The following is a 14,141-nucleotide window of genomic DNA, read 5'->3' on the forward strand; positions in this document are numbered from 1 at the left end:
CGTTTAGTGCGTTTTGAAGAAATTACGCGCTATGGTATCAATTTCCCCGTTCCGCTTCATCTGGTAGATGATGCTATCGAACTGTTTGACGAAATCCGTCTTGTAGGTGTAGCGGCCGTTGTCGCGCTCCGTGTAACCGAGAAAACCCTGTTCGGTGGCGATCACCAGCGCTTCGCCCAGTTCGGCATGGGCATGGCCCTCGTCATAGCGGCCTTCGGCCTTGAGCTGCTTGAGGGTCCACTGGATGGCGATGCGGTCGTTGATATAGCAGTCGATGCGCTTCAGGCCCAGCTTGACAAGGTTGGTGGCCACATCCTTGCCTTCTTCCACTTTCAGCCGGCCGTCGCGGCTGGCCGCTTCGAAGCTTTCGCCGCCGACGATGAAGCCGGCGTTATTACCGATGGTGAGGCCGTAAAAGTCTTCTGGCCAGCGCTTGCGGGCTTTTGCGGCCAGCACGTCCTTGCGGCAGATGACCACGACTTTTTCCTCGAACAGGGGCAGGGAATAGGGCCAGGTCCATGGCTCGTCGCGGGTGTTGTGATAGGGCGGGTAGAGCGCGAAGCCGTTGCCTGACTTCAGCAAGCTCATGCCGCGCTTCCATGGCACGGGCTGGATTTCGACCTTGTAGCCCTGCATGCGCTTGACGGCCGTGCTGACGATTTCGTAGTACAGGCCGGCCGGCTTGCCGTTCTTTTCGTAGGAATAGGGCGGGTAGCCGGCATCGGCATACAGGGTGACAGCGACGTCAGCCGCCTGTGCCAGTGCCGCGCAACTACTGCTTAGTAACAGGGCCAGAATTGTGTGCGCCGCACTCGCCATTATCCGATTGCTTCATGCTAGGTTGGTTGTGACTCATCCTAGCATGAAGCAATCGGTTGCAAAATGACAAAATGTAAAATTCGCTGACTGGAAGGTTAAAGCCGGTAGCCGCGTGGCCAGGCGTAGACGGGCGCCCGGTGGATTAGAACTGCTCGTCCGCACGCAGGTAGCGCCACTGGCCAACCGGCAGATCGCCCAGCTTGACCTTGCCTATGCGTACCCGCTTCAGCCCCACCACTTTCAGGCCCACCATATCGCACATGCGGCGGATCTGGCGTTTCTTGCCTTCGCGCAGAGTGAAGCTGAGCTGGTCGTCATTCTGCCAGCGCACTTTGGCGGGCAGCAGCGGTTTGCCGTCCATCCACAGGCCGTGGTTGAGCTTTTTCAGATCGCTGTCGGGCAGCTTGCCGGGCCTGGTGTATTCCACCCGCACCAGATATTCCTTGTCGACGTCGGTGGTTTCGCCTATCAGGTGCTTGGCCACGCGGCCATCCTGGGTCAGCACCAGCAGGCCGACGGAATCGATGTCGAGCCGGCCGGCCGGCACCAGCGAGCGCAGCTGGGTAGGGTGGAACATTTCCGGCGACGGATCGTCGGCCCAGTGGTTTTCCGGTTTGATCAGGGCCACGGCCGGGGTGTAGCCATCTTCGGCCTGACCGCTGACATAGCCCATGGGTTTGTTGATCAGGATGGTGACGCGTTTCGACTGTTCGGCCGCGGCCTGACGTTCCACCGTCACGCGCTGGCTGGGATAGACCTTGCTGCCCAGTTCGGAGACGACTTTGCCGTCTACCCGGACCCAGCCCCGCGCTATCCATTCGTCAGCTTCGCGGCGCGAGCACAGGCCCAGTTCGGACATGCGTTTGGACAGGCGGAGTAATTCTTCGGACATGATGCGTTTTCTTTATCTAATTTGTAGGGGTGCAGCGGCGCTGCGGATTAAACCTTGATGGCCTCGAGCAGATCGGTTTCCAGCTGGATCTGGTTGCGGGCCACATTCAGCGCCGGACCGTCGATCAGGAATACGTCTTCCACCCGTTCGCCCAGCGTCATCACCTTGGCCGTGTGCAGATTGATCTTGTACTTGGCCAGTACATTGGCAATCGAATACAGCAGGCCGGTGCGGTCATTGGCGGCGATGGACAGCAGGTAGTACTGGCCCCGTTCGTCAGGACGCAGATCGACAGTAGGCTGGATAGGGAAGTTGCGCGACAGCCGCGACAGCCGGCCCCGGCCCGGCGCCGGCAGCTCGTCCACGCTGGTCAGCAGGGCGCACAGTTCGTGCTCGATCAGGCTGATGATGTCGCGGTAGCTATTGGCAAAATTCTGCTCCGTGACGAGGAAGGTGTCGAGCGCATAGCCGTGGTGGGTGGTGTGGATCTTGGCATCGAGGATGCTGAAGTTCTTGCGGTCGAAATAGCTGCAGATGCGCGCGAACAGGTCGGGCTGATCCTTGATGTAGACGGCCACCTGCAAACCCTCGCCGATGGGTGCGAGGCGGCATTTGACTACCGGCTTGTCGCTGTCGTAGCGGTCGTACAGCGCACGCGTCTGCCAGGCGATATCGGCGGCATCGTGGCGCAGGAAATAGGCCATGTCGAGCTGCTTCCACAGTGCCGTATGGGCATCGGGCGGCAGGCCGTACAGGCGCAGTGTGGCCAGCGCTTCCTGCTGGCGGTTCTTCAGTTCGCGGTCGGCGCTGTGCGGTTCGCCGCCCAGCACGCGCAGCGTCACGCGGTACAGGTCTTCCAGCAGTTTGCCCTTCCACGCATTCCAGACTTTCGGGCTGGTGCCGCGGATATCGGCTACCGTCAGCAGATACAGCGCCGTCAGATGGCGCTCGTCCTTGACCAGACTGGCGAAGGCGGCAATCACGTCGGGATCGGACAGGTCCTGCTTCTGCGCCACCTGCGACATGGTCAGGTGCTGCTCCACCATGAACACCACCAGTTCCGTGTCTTCCTCGCTCATGCCGTGCTCGCGGCAGAACTGCTCCGCGTCCACCGTGCCCAGTTTGGAGTGGTCGCCGCCGCGGCCTTTGGCGATATCGTGGAATAGTGCGCCCAGATACAGCAGCCACGGGGTGGGGAAGTTGGCCATCAGCTGGCTGCAGAACGGATATTCGTGCGCGTGTTCGGCCATGGCGAAGCGGCGCATATTGCGCACCACCATCAGGATGTGCTGGTCCACCGTGTAGACGTGGAACAGGTCGTGCTGCATCTGGCCGACGATCTTGCGGAAGTTGGGCAGGTAGCGGCCGAGGATGGACAGGTCGTTCATGCGGCGCAGTGCGTGCAGCAGGCCGACCGGGGCCTGCAGGATGCGCAGGAACAGCGCGTGGTTGCGCGGATCGGCGCGGAACTCGGCGTCGATCTTGAAGCGCTCGTGCCACAGCGCGCGCAGGGTGCGCGAAGTCATGCCCGTCAGCGACTGGCGCTCCGTCATCAGGGCGAACACTTCCAGCATGGCCGACGGCGTAGTGGCGAAGGTGTCGTCGTCGCTGATATCGATCAGGCCATCGACATTGTTGAAGCGTTCGTTGATGCGCACCGTCACGCCCGGCTTGGGGAACAGCCGTTCTTCGATATTCTGCAGCAGGATCATGTTCAGCTGGGTCACCGTCTTGGCGGCCCAGTAGTAGCGCTGCATCAGGTATTCGCTGGCGCGGCGCATATTGGCGCCGCTGCCGGTCGATTGCAGGCCTAGCGATTCGGCGATGGCCGTCTGCACGTCGAACACCAGACGGTCTTCGCGCCGTTTGGCATGCAGGTGCAGGCGGATGCGGATGTCCTTGAAGGCGCGCTCCTTTTCCATCAGCTGCTTGGCTTCGGTCTGGGTAATCAGGCCGCTGGTGGCCAGCGTGCGCCACGAGTTGGCCACGCCGGCTGCCTTGACCATCCACAGGATGACCTGTAGATCGCGCAGGCCGCCCGGGCTTTCCTTGCAGTTCGGCTCCAGACTAAAGGCCGTATCTTCATACTTGGCATGGCGCAGCCGCATTTCCAGCACCTTGGCGTGGTAGAAGGCACGCGGGTCCATGGCAGCGCGGTAGCGCTCCTGCAGCAGACCGAACAGAGGCAGATTGCCGCAGATCAGGCGGGCTTCCAGCAGGCTGGTTTGTACCGTGATGTCGGCTGCCGATTCGGTCAGGCATTCGTCCACGGTGCGGATGCTGTGGCCGATTTCGAGACCCAGATCCCACAGCAGTTGCACCAGTTCTTCCAGTTTGGCCGTGGTCTCGGCGTCGGGCGCCTGTTCCAGCAGGATCAGCAGGTCCACGTCGGACTGGGGGAATAGCTCGCCGCGGCCATAGCCGCCCACCCCGACCAGCGAGGTATTTTCCGGCAGGCCCGCTTCGAACCACGCCGTGGTAAGCACGGCGTCGACGCTCTGGCGCAGGCTACGCAGCAGCTTTTCCGGCATGCCGTCGGCCTGGAAGCCAGCGATGATCTGCTGACGCTCATCTTTCAACTGGCGCTTCAGATGTTCGCGCAGTTCCTTCTTCATCGCTGGTGTGCTCATCCGGGTAGATCGATCAGGCGGCGTTGGTAATGAATGCGGGTGCTGGCAGGCTGCCGGCCGACAGGGTCAGCACTTCGTAGCCCGTGTCGGTGACGAGGATGGTGTGCTCCCACTGGGCCGACAGGCTGCGATCCTTGGTTTTGATGGTCCAGCCGTCGCCCATTTCACGGATTTCGCGCTTGCCCGCATTGATCATCGGTTCGATGGTGAAGATCATGCCGGCCTGCAGCTGTTCGCCCGTGCCCGGTTTGCCGTAGTGCAGAACCTGCGGCTCTTCGTGGAAGATCTTGCCGATGCCGTGGCCGCAGAATTCGCGCACCACGCTATAGCCGGCTTTTTCCGCGTGCTGCTGGATGGCGTGGCCGATGTCGCCCAGATACGCGCCCGGCTTGACCTTGGCGATGCCCAGCCACATGCATTCGTAGGTGATGTCGGACAGGCGCTTGGCCATGATGGACGGTTCGCCGATGAAGAACATGCGGCTGTTGTCGCCATGGTAGCCATCCTTGATGACGGTGATGTCGAGGTTGACCACATCGCCGTTCTTCAGCACTTTATCGCCCGGTATGCCGTGGCAGATCACGTCGTTGACGGAAGTGCAGATGGATTTCGGATATGGCGTGTAACCGGGCGGGCAGTAGTTGAGCGGGGCCGGGATGGTGCCCTGCACATTGACCATGTATTCGTGGCACAGGCGGTCGATTTCGCCCGTGGTCACGCCGGCCTTGACGAAGGGCGTAATGTAGTCGAGCACTTCCGAGCCCAGGCGGCCCGCTACGCGCATGCCAGCGATGTCTTCGGCGGATTTGATGGAAATAGGCATAAGGTCACAATCTGCAAGGTAAACGGTCAAAAAGCAGGCGGCAGCCGGAATGGTCCGGCGCGGCATGCACGATGGTAAGGATTATAAACGACGCGGCAGGGTGCTGTGCGCGAGTACCCGCTGCCTGCTAGCGGCGCCCGCTAGCGGCGCCTAGCGACGGCGCAGGCGGCGGCGCGCGGCATAGCCTACCATGGCCATCCCTGCCAGCAGCATGGCCCAGCTGTCCGCTTCCGGTACGGGACTGGCCGGGAGGTTGGGGCCGTTATTGTCGTGATGATTGTCCGGCCAGTAAGGACGGTGGCCATACTGGCCATCACGCTCGTTCGGGTCATTGCTGGCCTGCACCTCGTCGTTCTGGGCTACGGCGTCCAGCACTTCATTGACTCTGGCGTAGGCACGGTCGCGTTCGCGCAGTGCAGCTTCGTCCAGCGGAATTTCTTCCAGCGGAGTGGCATCGGCCAGACCCAGATCGCGGGCATTCAGGCTGTCGCCGAGGTTGCGCTCGGGGCTGGCAGGTGCGGCGGGCGGCGCGGTGCGGGCAGTGCGGGAGCTGGGCAGGCGGGTGATCCGGCTGACATTGCCGCAGATGCGAGGCACCAGTATGCAGTGCTCGCCGACGCAATACACGGCCGCAGGTTCCTGACGCCGCTCCGACCATTTGCTGCGGGTAACGCTGGTACATACGGAGGCTGCGCCGAAGTGCATGTCGCGGATGGCCGCTTCGTACTGATTCTTGCCGACGATGGCGTCGCGGGTGATGATGACCTGGTCATCCGACTGACGTTCTTCCATGCGCCGTTTGAGCGTATTGCGTACCTGTTCAGGGATGTCGGTATAGCGCTCGATGGCCGCACTGGTGCTGCCCGTGTACGGGTTCGCGCCCGGTCGATCCCATGAACAGACGGGTTGGAATTGGGTGGCGGCAGCAAGGGCGACAGTGAGAAATACTGACATATACGTTATCCGTGGCAGTAAATTAATGCATTAAAGAACTTATTCTTAACCAAATGCAATTTAACTTCTGCATATGATATTACAATTCGATAATCTTTGCAGAATTATTTAGATTCAATATGTAACATTTCGCGGACGTGATAAGCGGACCTCGCTTCTATGTCAGCGTCGATGGCGGACTGCGGCGGGCAGGGGGGGCTTGCTATGTCGCAAGGCAGCGTGGGCTATTGCCTAAGTGGCTGTTTTCAGGCTAGAATAGCGGGTTGCTTGAATTCCGTTCTGGCAATCAGATGTAAAGACAAGTTGTTTATTTTTAATAAAAGCGAATCCGGTCGACAAGGGTGCCTGTAAGGTGACTGATCGGATTCCAGACCCAACCCTGGAGTTTATTATGTCCGTAACTATGCGCGAAATGCTGGAAGCCGGTGTCCACTTCGGTCACCAAACCCGTTTCTGGAACCCAAAGATGGCTCCGTTCATCTTCGGTCACCGCAACAAGATCCATATCATCAATCTGGAAAAGACGATGGGTATGTATCAAGAAGCGATGAAACACGTGAAACAGGTAGCTGCTAACCGCGGCACCATCCTGATGGTAGGCACCAAGCGTCAAGCTCGTGAAATCATTGCTGCTGAAGCAGCACGCGCAGGCGTTCCTTTCGTTGACCAGCGCTGGCTGGGCGGCATGCTGACCAACTTTAAAACCATCAAAACCTCGATCAAGCGTCTGAAAGACATGGAAGCTGCGATGCAAGACGGTTCGGTTGAGAAGCTGTCGAAAAAAGAAGCGCTGATGTTCCAGCGCGAAATGGTTAAGCTGCAAAAATCGATCGGCGGCATCAAAGAGATGGGCGGCGTTCCTGACGCAATCTTCGTCGTGGACGTTGGCTACCACAAAGGCGCCATCACCGAAGCCGCGAAACTGGGCATCCCAGTGATCGGCGTGGTCGATACCAACCACTCGCCAGAAGGCGTGCAATTCGTCATTCCAGGTAACGATGACTCGTCCAAAGCCATCACTCTGTACGCTCGCGGCGTAGCAGATGCGATCCTGGAAGGCCGTGCTGCTGCCGGTAACGAAGTAGTTGAAATGGTTAAAGCTGCAGCTGGCGACGATTTCGTCGAAGTGAACGAACAGGCTTAATTGTTCCTCACCAGGCTGTAAGGAAAAAGGGGTGGCCAACAGCTCCCCCTTTTTTTTAACGTATTGGGTAGAGCCGGTAAAACCCGTTCCCCATCCCCCACGAATACCGAATACAGGAGAAACACATGGCAGCGATTACTGCAGCGATGGTAGGCGAACTGCGCGGCAAGACCGACGCACCAATGATGGAATGCAAAAAAGCTCTGACCGAGGCCGATGGCGACATGGCGCGTGCAGAAGAGATCCTGCGCGTCAAACTGGGCGGCAAGGCATCGAAAGCTTCGGCACGTATCACCGCTGAAGGCGTGGTAGCCACCCACATCGCCGGCGGCGTAGGCGCGCTGATCGAAGTCAACTCGGAAACCGACTTCGTTGCGAAAAACGACGACTTCCTGGCACTGGCTGCTAACGCTGCCCGTCTGGTCGTAGAACACAACCCAGCTGACGTTGCCGCTCTGCTGGCACTGCCACTGGATGGCAAAACCCTGGACGAAGTCCGTTCGGCTCTGATCGGCAAGATCGGCGAGAACATGACCATCCGTCGCTTCCAGCGTTTCGAAACCACCGGCAAACTGGCTTCCTACCTGCACGGCTCGCGTATCGGCGTAATCGTCGACTTCGACGGCGCTGAAGAGCAAGTAGGTAAAGATGTAGCGATGCACATCGCTGCAATGAAACCAGTAGCTCTGTCGCAAGACCAGGTTCCAGCAGAACTGATCGAAAAAGAGCGTTCGGTTGCTAAGCTGAAAGCTGACGAAGATGCGGCTAAAGCGGCTGCCGAAGGCAAGCCAGCTCAGTCGGCTGAAATCGTTGCTAAACGTCTGGAAGGTTCGGTACAGAAGTACCTGAAAGAAGTTTCGCTGCTGAACCAGGCTTTCGTGAAAAACGACAAGCAATCGATCGAGCAGATGCTGAAAGAAAAAGCCACCACCGTGAAAGCCTTCACGATGTTTGTGGTAGGTGAAGGCATCGAGAAGAAGGTCGATGACTTCGCTGCTGAAGTGGCCGCACAGATGGCCGCTTCCAAAGGAGCGTAATAAAAAGAAAACGGGCCGAGAGGCCCGTTTTTTTAAGCTGCCTTCCGTGAAGGTCGCTCGCAGCAAGCAGTAAAAGTAAGCAGTAAATAGTTGTTCCCGGCGCCAGACTAGGTATCATAGGCGCCGGCAGCCTGACCCGAATAAACCCAACTTAGGAGCCCCGTCCCATGTCCAAACCAGCCTACAAACGTGTCCTCCTCAAATTGTCCGGCGAAGCCCTGATGGGCGATGATGCCTACGGCATCAACCGCGGCACGATCGAGCGCATGGTCGCTGATGTGGCCGAGGTCGCAAAACTGGGCGTGGAACTGGCGATCGTGATTGGCGGCGGCAATATCTTCCGTGGCGTAGCGCCCGGCGCGCAGGGCATGGACCGTGCTACCGCCGACTACATGGGCATGCTGGCCACCGTGATGAATGCACTGGCCCTGGCTGACGCCATGCGCCATGTGGGCATCACCGCCCGCGTGATGTCGGCGATCGGCATCGAGCAGGTAGTCGAGCCGTATGTGCGCCCGAAAGCGCTGCAATACCTGGAAGAAGGCAAAGTGGTGGTGTTCGCCGCCGGTACCGGCAACCCGTTCTTCACCACCGATACGGCAGCCTCGCTGCGCGGCTCGGAAGTGAGCGCGGAAATCGTGCTGAAGGCCACCAAGGTCGACGGCGTGTACTCGGCCGATCCGAAGAAGGATCCGAACGCCACGCTGTATAGCTCGATCTCGTTCGACGAAGCTATCGCCAAGCACCTGCAGGTAATGGACGCCACCGCATTTGCGCTGTGCCGCGACCAGAAGCTGCCAATCAAAGTGTTCTCGATCACCAAGCCGGGCGCGCTGATGCGCGTCATCATGGGCGAGGAAGAGGGCACGCTGGTTCACGTTTAAAGCAAACCGTTTATACTTAATACCGAACTCAGGAGAGCAGTAATGTCCGTAGCTGACGTTAAGAAAAGTGCGCAGGAGCGCATGACCAAATCGCTGGAAACCCTGCGTGCCGATCTGGCCAAGGTGCGTACCGGCCGTGCCCACACGGGTATTCTGGACCACGTCACCGTCGATTACTACGGTAATCCGACCCCGATCAATCAGGTCGCCAACCTGACGCTGGTCGATGCCCGCACCATCGGCGTGCAGCCGTTCGAAAAGAAAATGGCAGCTGCCATCGAAAAAGCCATCCGTGATGCCGATCTGGGCCTGAACCCGGCCGCGCAGGGCGATGTGATCCGCGTACCGACCCCGCCGCTGACCGAAGAGCGCCGCAAGGAAATGGTGAAACTGGTTAAGAGCGAAGCGGAAGATGCGAAAATTGCCGTGCGCAATATCCGTCGCGACGCCAACGAATCGCTGAAAAAGCTGGTGAAAGACAAGGCCATCTCGGAAGACGACGAGCGTCGCGCCATTGATGATGTGCAGAAAGTCACCGACAAGTTCATCGCCGATGTCGACAAGATGGTGGCGGAGAAAGAGAAGGAAGTTCTGACCGTTTAAGCGTCAGCAAGGGCGCCAGCAGCGAGTCCGGGCCGGTGATGCGATCACTGGCTGCGGGCGCTCTGCTGGCGTCTTGTTTTTTTTGGCAACACCTGCAATACTTAACACTTTGGCACTGCAGTTTTCATGAAATATACCAGTTCGACTACTGAAGTTCCGGACGCGCCGGCCGTGCCACGTCACATTGCCATCATCATGGATGGCAATGGCCGCTGGGCGACCAAACGTTTTCTGCCGCGCGTCGCTGGCCACGTCAAAGGCGTCGATGCCGTACGCACGGTGGTCGAATCGTGCGCCCGCAGCGGCGTGGAATACCTGACTCTATTTGCCTTCAGCTCGGAAAACTGGCGCCGCCCCGAAGAGGAAGTGTCGCTGCTGATGCGTCTGTTCGTTACGGCACTGGACCGCGAAGTTTCCAAGCTACACGCCAACAATATCCGCCTCAAAGTGGTGGGCGACCTCAGCCGCTTCGACGAGAAGCTGCAGGGCATGATCGCCGCCGCCGAGCGCAAGACGGCCAACAATACCCGCATGACCGTCACCGTGTGCGCCAACTATGGTGGCCGCTGGGATATTATGCAGGCGATAGGCAAGATGGTGGCCGCCCATCCGGGCGCGCACGATTTCAGCGAAGAGCAGCTGGCGCCCCATCTGGCCATGGCCTACGCGCCCGAGCCGGACCTGTTCATCCGCACGGGCGGCGAACAGCGCATTTCGAATTTCCTCATGTGGCAGCTGGCTTATACGGAGCTGTTCTTTACCGATACCTACTGGCCCGACTTTAGCAAGGAAAGTCTGGATGAGGCGATTGCCTCCTACCAGCACCGCGAACGCCGCTTCGGCCGCACCGGTGCGCAACTGGCAGAGAAGACAAGCTGATGCTGAAAACCCGGATTATTACGGCGGTGCTGCTGCTGGCCGTGCTGCTGCCCGTACTGTTCTCCCAGTATTTCCCTGCCGTGGCGGCGGTGGTCACGCTGTTCGTGGCCGCAGCGCTGTGGGAAGCGGCGCGCCTGTTTGGCGTGAGTGCCGCCAGGGCCAGGCTGGCCGGTGTAGCGGGCGGTGCGCTGTTCGTGCTGCTGATGCTGGTGGCCAAACCGGCTTCGGTCAATTCCCTGTACGGCGTGGCCTGTCTGCTGTGGCTGATCCGCTATGTGCCCACGCTGGGCATGGGCCTGCCACCGATGCAGGGTGGCGGCAACTGGTCGATGGCGCTCACCTTCAGCTTTGCCATCTTTGCCTGCTTCTTCGCCATCCTCGGCCTGTATCTGCAATCGCCGCTCTACCTGCTGTCCGTGATGGCGCTGGTGTGGCTGGCCGATATCGGTGCCTATTTCGCCGGCAAGGCTTTCGGCAAGCGCAAGCTGGCGCCGTCCATCTCGCCCGGTAAATCGTGGGAAGGCGCCATCGGCGGCGGCATCGCCGTGCTGCTGCTGGCCAGCGCCACCGTGCTGCTGGCACCGGCCAACCCGTGGCTGGCCGATACCTTTGCTGTCAAGCTGCAGGCCCGCTTCGGCTGGGCCATCGCCTTGCTGCTGCTGGTGGTAATCGTCGCCGCTTCCATCGTCGGCGATCTGTTCGAATCCCAACTCAAGCGCCGCGCCGGCATGAAAGACAGCAGCAATCTGCTGCCCGGCCATGGCGGTGTGCTTGATCGTATTGATGCCCTGATCCCCGTGCTGCCGCTGGCTGCGCTGATAGGCTTCTGGCTCTGAGAGAATAACATGCAACACATCACCATCCTTGGCGCCACCGGTTCGATCGGCGTGTCCACGCTGGACGTGCTCGCCCGTCACCCGCAGCGCTACCGTGTCTATGCACTGTCGGCGCATAGCCGGGTAGAACAACTGGCAGCCCAGTGTATCGCTTTCCGTCCGCTGCGCGCGGTAGTGGGTACGGCCGAAGCGGCCGGCCGCCTGAGCGCCTTGCTGCGTACGGCCGGCCTGAATACGGAAGTCGAGTACGGCGAAGCGGCCCTGTGCAGCATCGCCAGCGCGCCCGAAGTCGATAGCGTGATGGCGGCCATCGTCGGTGCGGCCGGTCTGGCGCCGACGCTAGCGGCCGCGCGCGCCGGTAAGAAGGTACTGCTGGCAAACAAGGAAGCGCTGGTGATGTCGGGCCAGCTGTTCATGGACGCCGTGCAGGAATCCGGCGCCGTGCTGCTGCCCATCGATAGCGAACACAATGCCATCTTCCAGTGCCTGCCTTCCGACTATGCGCGCGTGCCGGGCCAGAGCGGCGTGGCGAAAATCCTGCTGACGGCATCGGGCGGGCCTTTCCTCAACCGCGAGGTGGCGACGCTGGAAGCCGTCACGCCGGAGCAGGCCTGCAAGCACCCCAACTGGAGTATGGGCCGCAAGATTTCGGTCGATTCGGCCACCATGATGAACAAGGGTCTGGAAGTAATCGAGGCGCACTGGCTGTTCGGTGCCCCGGCCGACCAGATTGAAGTGGTGATCCACCCGCAATCGGTGATCCATTCGATGGTGTCCTACACCGATGGTTCGGTGCTGGCGCAGCTGGGTAACCCCGATATGCGCACCCCGATAGCCCATGCGCTGGCCTATCCCGAACGCATAGCGTCCGGCGTTGGTCCGCTCGATCTGACCCAGATCGCCACACTGCAGTTCCAGCGTCCCGATTTCGAACGCTTCCCCTGTCTGGCGCTGGCTTTCGCGGCACTGCGCGCAGGCGGTACCGCGCCGGCCCTGCTGAATGCGGCCAACGAAGTGGCGGTGCAGGCCTTCCTCGATCTGCAGATCGGCTTCCGCCAGATCGACCGCGTGATCGCCCATGTGGTCGATAGCGTGCCGCACGGTGCAGCCGACAGCATAGACGCCGTGATGGCGCAGGATGCCGTGGCGCGTCAGGCGGCGCAGCGCTACATCGCAGAATTGCGCGCCGGGCAGGCAAAATGAACCTGCTGCAGACCGTACTGGCGTTCATCATTTGCCTCGGGACTCTGATCACGATCCATGAGCTGGGGCACTATCTGGTGGCGCGCTGGTGCGGTGTCAAAGTACTGCGCTTCTCGGTCGGCATGGGCAAGGTGATCTGGTCGCGCCGCTATGGTCCCGATCAGACGGAATGGGTGGTTTCGGCTTTGCCGCTGGGCGGCTACGTCAAGATGCTCGATGCGCGCGAAGGTAATCTGGATGGTCTGCCGGAATCCGAGCTGGCGCGCGAATTCACCCGCCAGAGTGTATGGAAGCGTATCGCCATCGTGGCCGCCGGCCCGCTGGCCAACTTCCTGCTGGCCATCGTGCTGTTTGCCGGCCTGTATATGGTCGGCGTGCAGGAACCTACCAGCAAGGTCAGTGTGCAGCCCAGCGTGGGCGAAAGCAAAGGTGCCGGTGCCGCCTGGGTGGCCGGCGTGCGCAGCGGTGACCTGATCACGGCCGTCAATGGCCATGCCGTGATCTCGTGGTCGGAGCTGCGCTGGGAACTGATACAGGGCGTGATCAACCGTAGCGACGTGCAGCTGTCGGTGGAGCGGGCAGGGCAGGGCCATTACAACTTCGTGCTGCCGGCCGTGCTGCTGGCCGGCCTCGATGTGGAAGGTGATGTCACGGGCGATCTCGGGCTGGGTATGGCCCGCCCGCTGCCCGTGGTGCAGCAGGTGATTGCCGGCGGTCCTGCCGCCCGTGCCGGTCTGCAGGTGGGCGATCTGTTGCTGGCGGTGGATGACACGCCGGTGGCTGACGGCATCGCCTTTATCGAAATTATCCGTGGTGCGGCCGGCCGCACCGTGCAGGTGCAGGTGCGCCGCGCCAGTCAGGAGCTGACGCTGGCCGTGGTGCCGCAGGGCGAGCAGGTGCCAGCAGCGCAGATGGCGGGCAAAGACGCCAAGGGCGGCAAAGCTCAAGGAACTGTAACAGTCGGTAAGATCAGCGCCTACATCGCGCTGGCGCCGGATATGATCAAAGTGGCGTCGTCGCCTCCTGCTGCGGTAGGCAAAGCCGTGCAGCGCGTATGGGAAACGTCGGCAATGTCGGTCAAAATGGTGGGAAAAATGCTGATCGGCGAAGCTTCGCTGAAAAATGTCACCGGCCCGCTGACCATCGCCGACTATGCCGGCCAGACCGCAAGGGCGGGGGTTGCCAGCTATCTGAGCTTCATCGCCTTCATCAGCATCAGTTTAGGGGTGATGAATTTGCTACCGATTCCCGTTCTAGATGGGGGGCATTTGCTGTATTATTCGCTGGAAGTTTTAACTGGGCGCTCTGTGCCGGAGCGTTTTGGTGAGATTGCGCAGCGTTTCGGCATAGGCCTGTTGCTGACTTTAATGCTGCTGGCGGTGTTTAACGACGTTGTGCGATTGCTGTAACTTGAGTTGTAGCAGAGAGCTGTGTGAG

Annotated in this window: 13 protein-coding genes; 8 read left to right on the forward strand and 5 right to left on the reverse strand. The window is 60.3% G+C overall.

Annotated features, from left to right (window positions below):
* Positions 1 to 3: 3 nt before the first annotated feature.
* From GTP23_RS10865 to GTP23_RS10885, 5 genes are all read right to left on the reverse strand, one after another.
* Complete coding sequence (locus tag GTP23_RS10865; protein WP_161035148.1) at positions 4 to 819, reverse strand: substrate-binding periplasmic protein; 816 nt, start codon at positions 817 to 819, stop codon at positions 4 to 6.
* A gap of 142 nt (positions 820 to 961) precedes the next feature.
* On the reverse strand, positions 962 to 1,711 hold the full coding sequence (locus GTP23_RS10870; RefSeq protein WP_202412129.1) for a pseudouridine synthase: 750 nt from the start codon (positions 1,709 to 1,711) through the stop codon (positions 962 to 964).
* Between the two features lie 47 nt (positions 1,712 to 1,758).
* The gene (locus tag GTP23_RS10875) at positions 1,759 to 4,341 is read right to left on the reverse strand and encodes a [protein-PII] uridylyltransferase (protein WP_229256044.1); all 2,583 of its coding nucleotides are present in this window, start codon (positions 4,339 to 4,341) and stop codon (positions 1,759 to 1,761) included.
* Between the two features lie 13 nt (positions 4,342 to 4,354).
* On the reverse strand, positions 4,355 to 5,164 hold the full coding sequence (gene map, locus GTP23_RS10880) for a type I methionyl aminopeptidase (RefSeq protein ID WP_155435290.1): 810 nt from the start codon (positions 5,162 to 5,164) through the stop codon (positions 4,355 to 4,357).
* 150 nt (positions 5,165 to 5,314) lie between these two features.
* Complete coding sequence (locus GTP23_RS10885) at positions 5,315 to 6,118, reverse strand: MHFG family PEP-CTERM protein (RefSeq protein ID WP_161035149.1); 804 nt, start codon at positions 6,116 to 6,118, stop codon at positions 5,315 to 5,317.
* Between the two features lie 391 nt (positions 6,119 to 6,509).
* Between GTP23_RS10885 and rpsB the strand changes: the two genes are divergently transcribed.
* The 8 genes from rpsB to rseP all read left to right on the forward strand — a co-directional run bounded on the left by rpsB (position 6,510) and on the right by rseP (position 14,113).
* Positions 6,510 to 7,262 carry a 30S ribosomal protein S2 gene (rpsB, locus tag GTP23_RS10890; RefSeq protein ID WP_155435292.1) on the forward strand — a complete coding sequence of 251 codons (753 nt, stop codon included), beginning with the start codon at positions 6,510 to 6,512 and terminating at the stop codon, positions 7,260 to 7,262.
* A gap of 125 nt (positions 7,263 to 7,387) precedes the next feature.
* Positions 7,388 to 8,299, forward strand: coding sequence for a translation elongation factor Ts (tsf, locus tag GTP23_RS10895; RefSeq protein ID WP_155435293.1), 912 nt, complete (start codon positions 7,388 to 7,390; stop codon positions 8,297 to 8,299).
* A 167-nt stretch (positions 8,300 to 8,466) separates the two neighbouring features.
* The gene (pyrH, locus tag GTP23_RS10900) at positions 8,467 to 9,183 is read left to right on the forward strand and encodes a UMP kinase (protein WP_155435294.1); all 717 of its coding nucleotides are present in this window, start codon (positions 8,467 to 8,469) and stop codon (positions 9,181 to 9,183) included.
* A gap of 42 nt (positions 9,184 to 9,225) precedes the next feature.
* Positions 9,226 to 9,786 (forward strand): ribosome recycling factor, encoded by a 561-nt coding sequence (frr, locus tag GTP23_RS10905; protein WP_155435295.1) that lies wholly within the window; start codon positions 9,226 to 9,228, stop codon positions 9,784 to 9,786.
* A gap of 126 nt (positions 9,787 to 9,912) precedes the next feature.
* Positions 9,913 to 10,665 carry a polyprenyl diphosphate synthase gene (gene uppS, locus GTP23_RS10910; RefSeq protein ID WP_161035150.1) on the forward strand — a complete coding sequence of 251 codons (753 nt, stop codon included), beginning with the start codon at positions 9,913 to 9,915 and terminating at the stop codon, positions 10,663 to 10,665.
* Entirely contained in the window at positions 10,665 to 11,501 is an 837-nt protein-coding gene (locus tag GTP23_RS10915) for a phosphatidate cytidylyltransferase (protein ID WP_161035151.1), read from the forward strand. The genes uppS and GTP23_RS10915 overlap by 1 nt, the downstream gene beginning before the upstream one ends.
* Before the next feature lie 9 nt (positions 11,502 to 11,510).
* A complete protein-coding gene (gene ispC, locus GTP23_RS10920) occupies positions 11,511 to 12,704 on the forward strand; it encodes a 1-deoxy-D-xylulose-5-phosphate reductoisomerase (protein WP_161035152.1) in 1,194 nt (397 codons plus the stop codon).
* The gene (rseP, locus tag GTP23_RS10925; RefSeq protein WP_161035153.1) at positions 12,701 to 14,113 is read left to right on the forward strand and encodes an RIP metalloprotease RseP; all 1,413 of its coding nucleotides are present in this window, start codon (positions 12,701 to 12,703) and stop codon (positions 14,111 to 14,113) included. Before ispC ends, rseP begins: the two co-directional genes overlap by 4 nt.
* Positions 14,114 to 14,141 lie beyond the last annotated feature (28 nt).

The sequence above is a fragment of the Duganella fentianensis genome, assembly GCF_009857835.1.
Taxonomy (GTDB): Bacteria; Pseudomonadota; Gammaproteobacteria; order Burkholderiales; family Burkholderiaceae_D; genus Rugamonas; species Rugamonas fentianensis.

Coding starts and splice junctions, on each gene's coding strand:
- GTP23_RS10865 (WP_161035148.1), bottom strand. CDS start 819: ATGGCGAGTGCGGCGCACACAATTCTGGCCCTGTTACTAAGCAGTAGT.
- GTP23_RS10870 (WP_202412129.1), bottom strand. CDS start 1,711: ATGTCCGAAGAATTACTCCGCCTGTCCAAACGCATGTCCGAACTGGGC.
- GTP23_RS10875 (WP_229256044.1), bottom strand. CDS start 4,341: ATGAGCACACCAGCGATGAAGAAGGAACTGCGCGAACATCTGAAGCGC.
- map (WP_155435290.1), bottom strand. CDS start 5,164: ATGCCTATTTCCATCAAATCCGCCGAAGACATCGCTGGCATGCGCGTA.
- GTP23_RS10885 (WP_161035149.1), bottom strand. CDS start 6,118: ATGTCAGTATTTCTCACTGTCGCCCTTGCTGCCGCCACCCAATTCCAA.
- rpsB (WP_155435292.1), top strand. CDS start 6,510: ATGTCCGTAACTATGCGCGAAATGCTGGAAGCCGGTGTCCACTTCGGT.
- tsf (WP_155435293.1), top strand. CDS start 7,388: ATGGCAGCGATTACTGCAGCGATGGTAGGCGAACTGCGCGGCAAGACC.
- pyrH (WP_155435294.1), top strand. CDS start 8,467: ATGTCCAAACCAGCCTACAAACGTGTCCTCCTCAAATTGTCCGGCGAA.
- frr (WP_155435295.1), top strand. CDS start 9,226: ATGTCCGTAGCTGACGTTAAGAAAAGTGCGCAGGAGCGCATGACCAAA.
- uppS (WP_161035150.1), top strand. CDS start 9,913: ATGAAATATACCAGTTCGACTACTGAAGTTCCGGACGCGCCGGCCGTG.
- GTP23_RS10915 (WP_161035151.1), top strand. CDS start 10,665: ATGCTGAAAACCCGGATTATTACGGCGGTGCTGCTGCTGGCCGTGCTG.
- ispC (WP_161035152.1), top strand. CDS start 11,511: ATGCAACACATCACCATCCTTGGCGCCACCGGTTCGATCGGCGTGTCC.
- rseP (WP_161035153.1), top strand. CDS start 12,701: ATGAACCTGCTGCAGACCGTACTGGCGTTCATCATTTGCCTCGGGACT.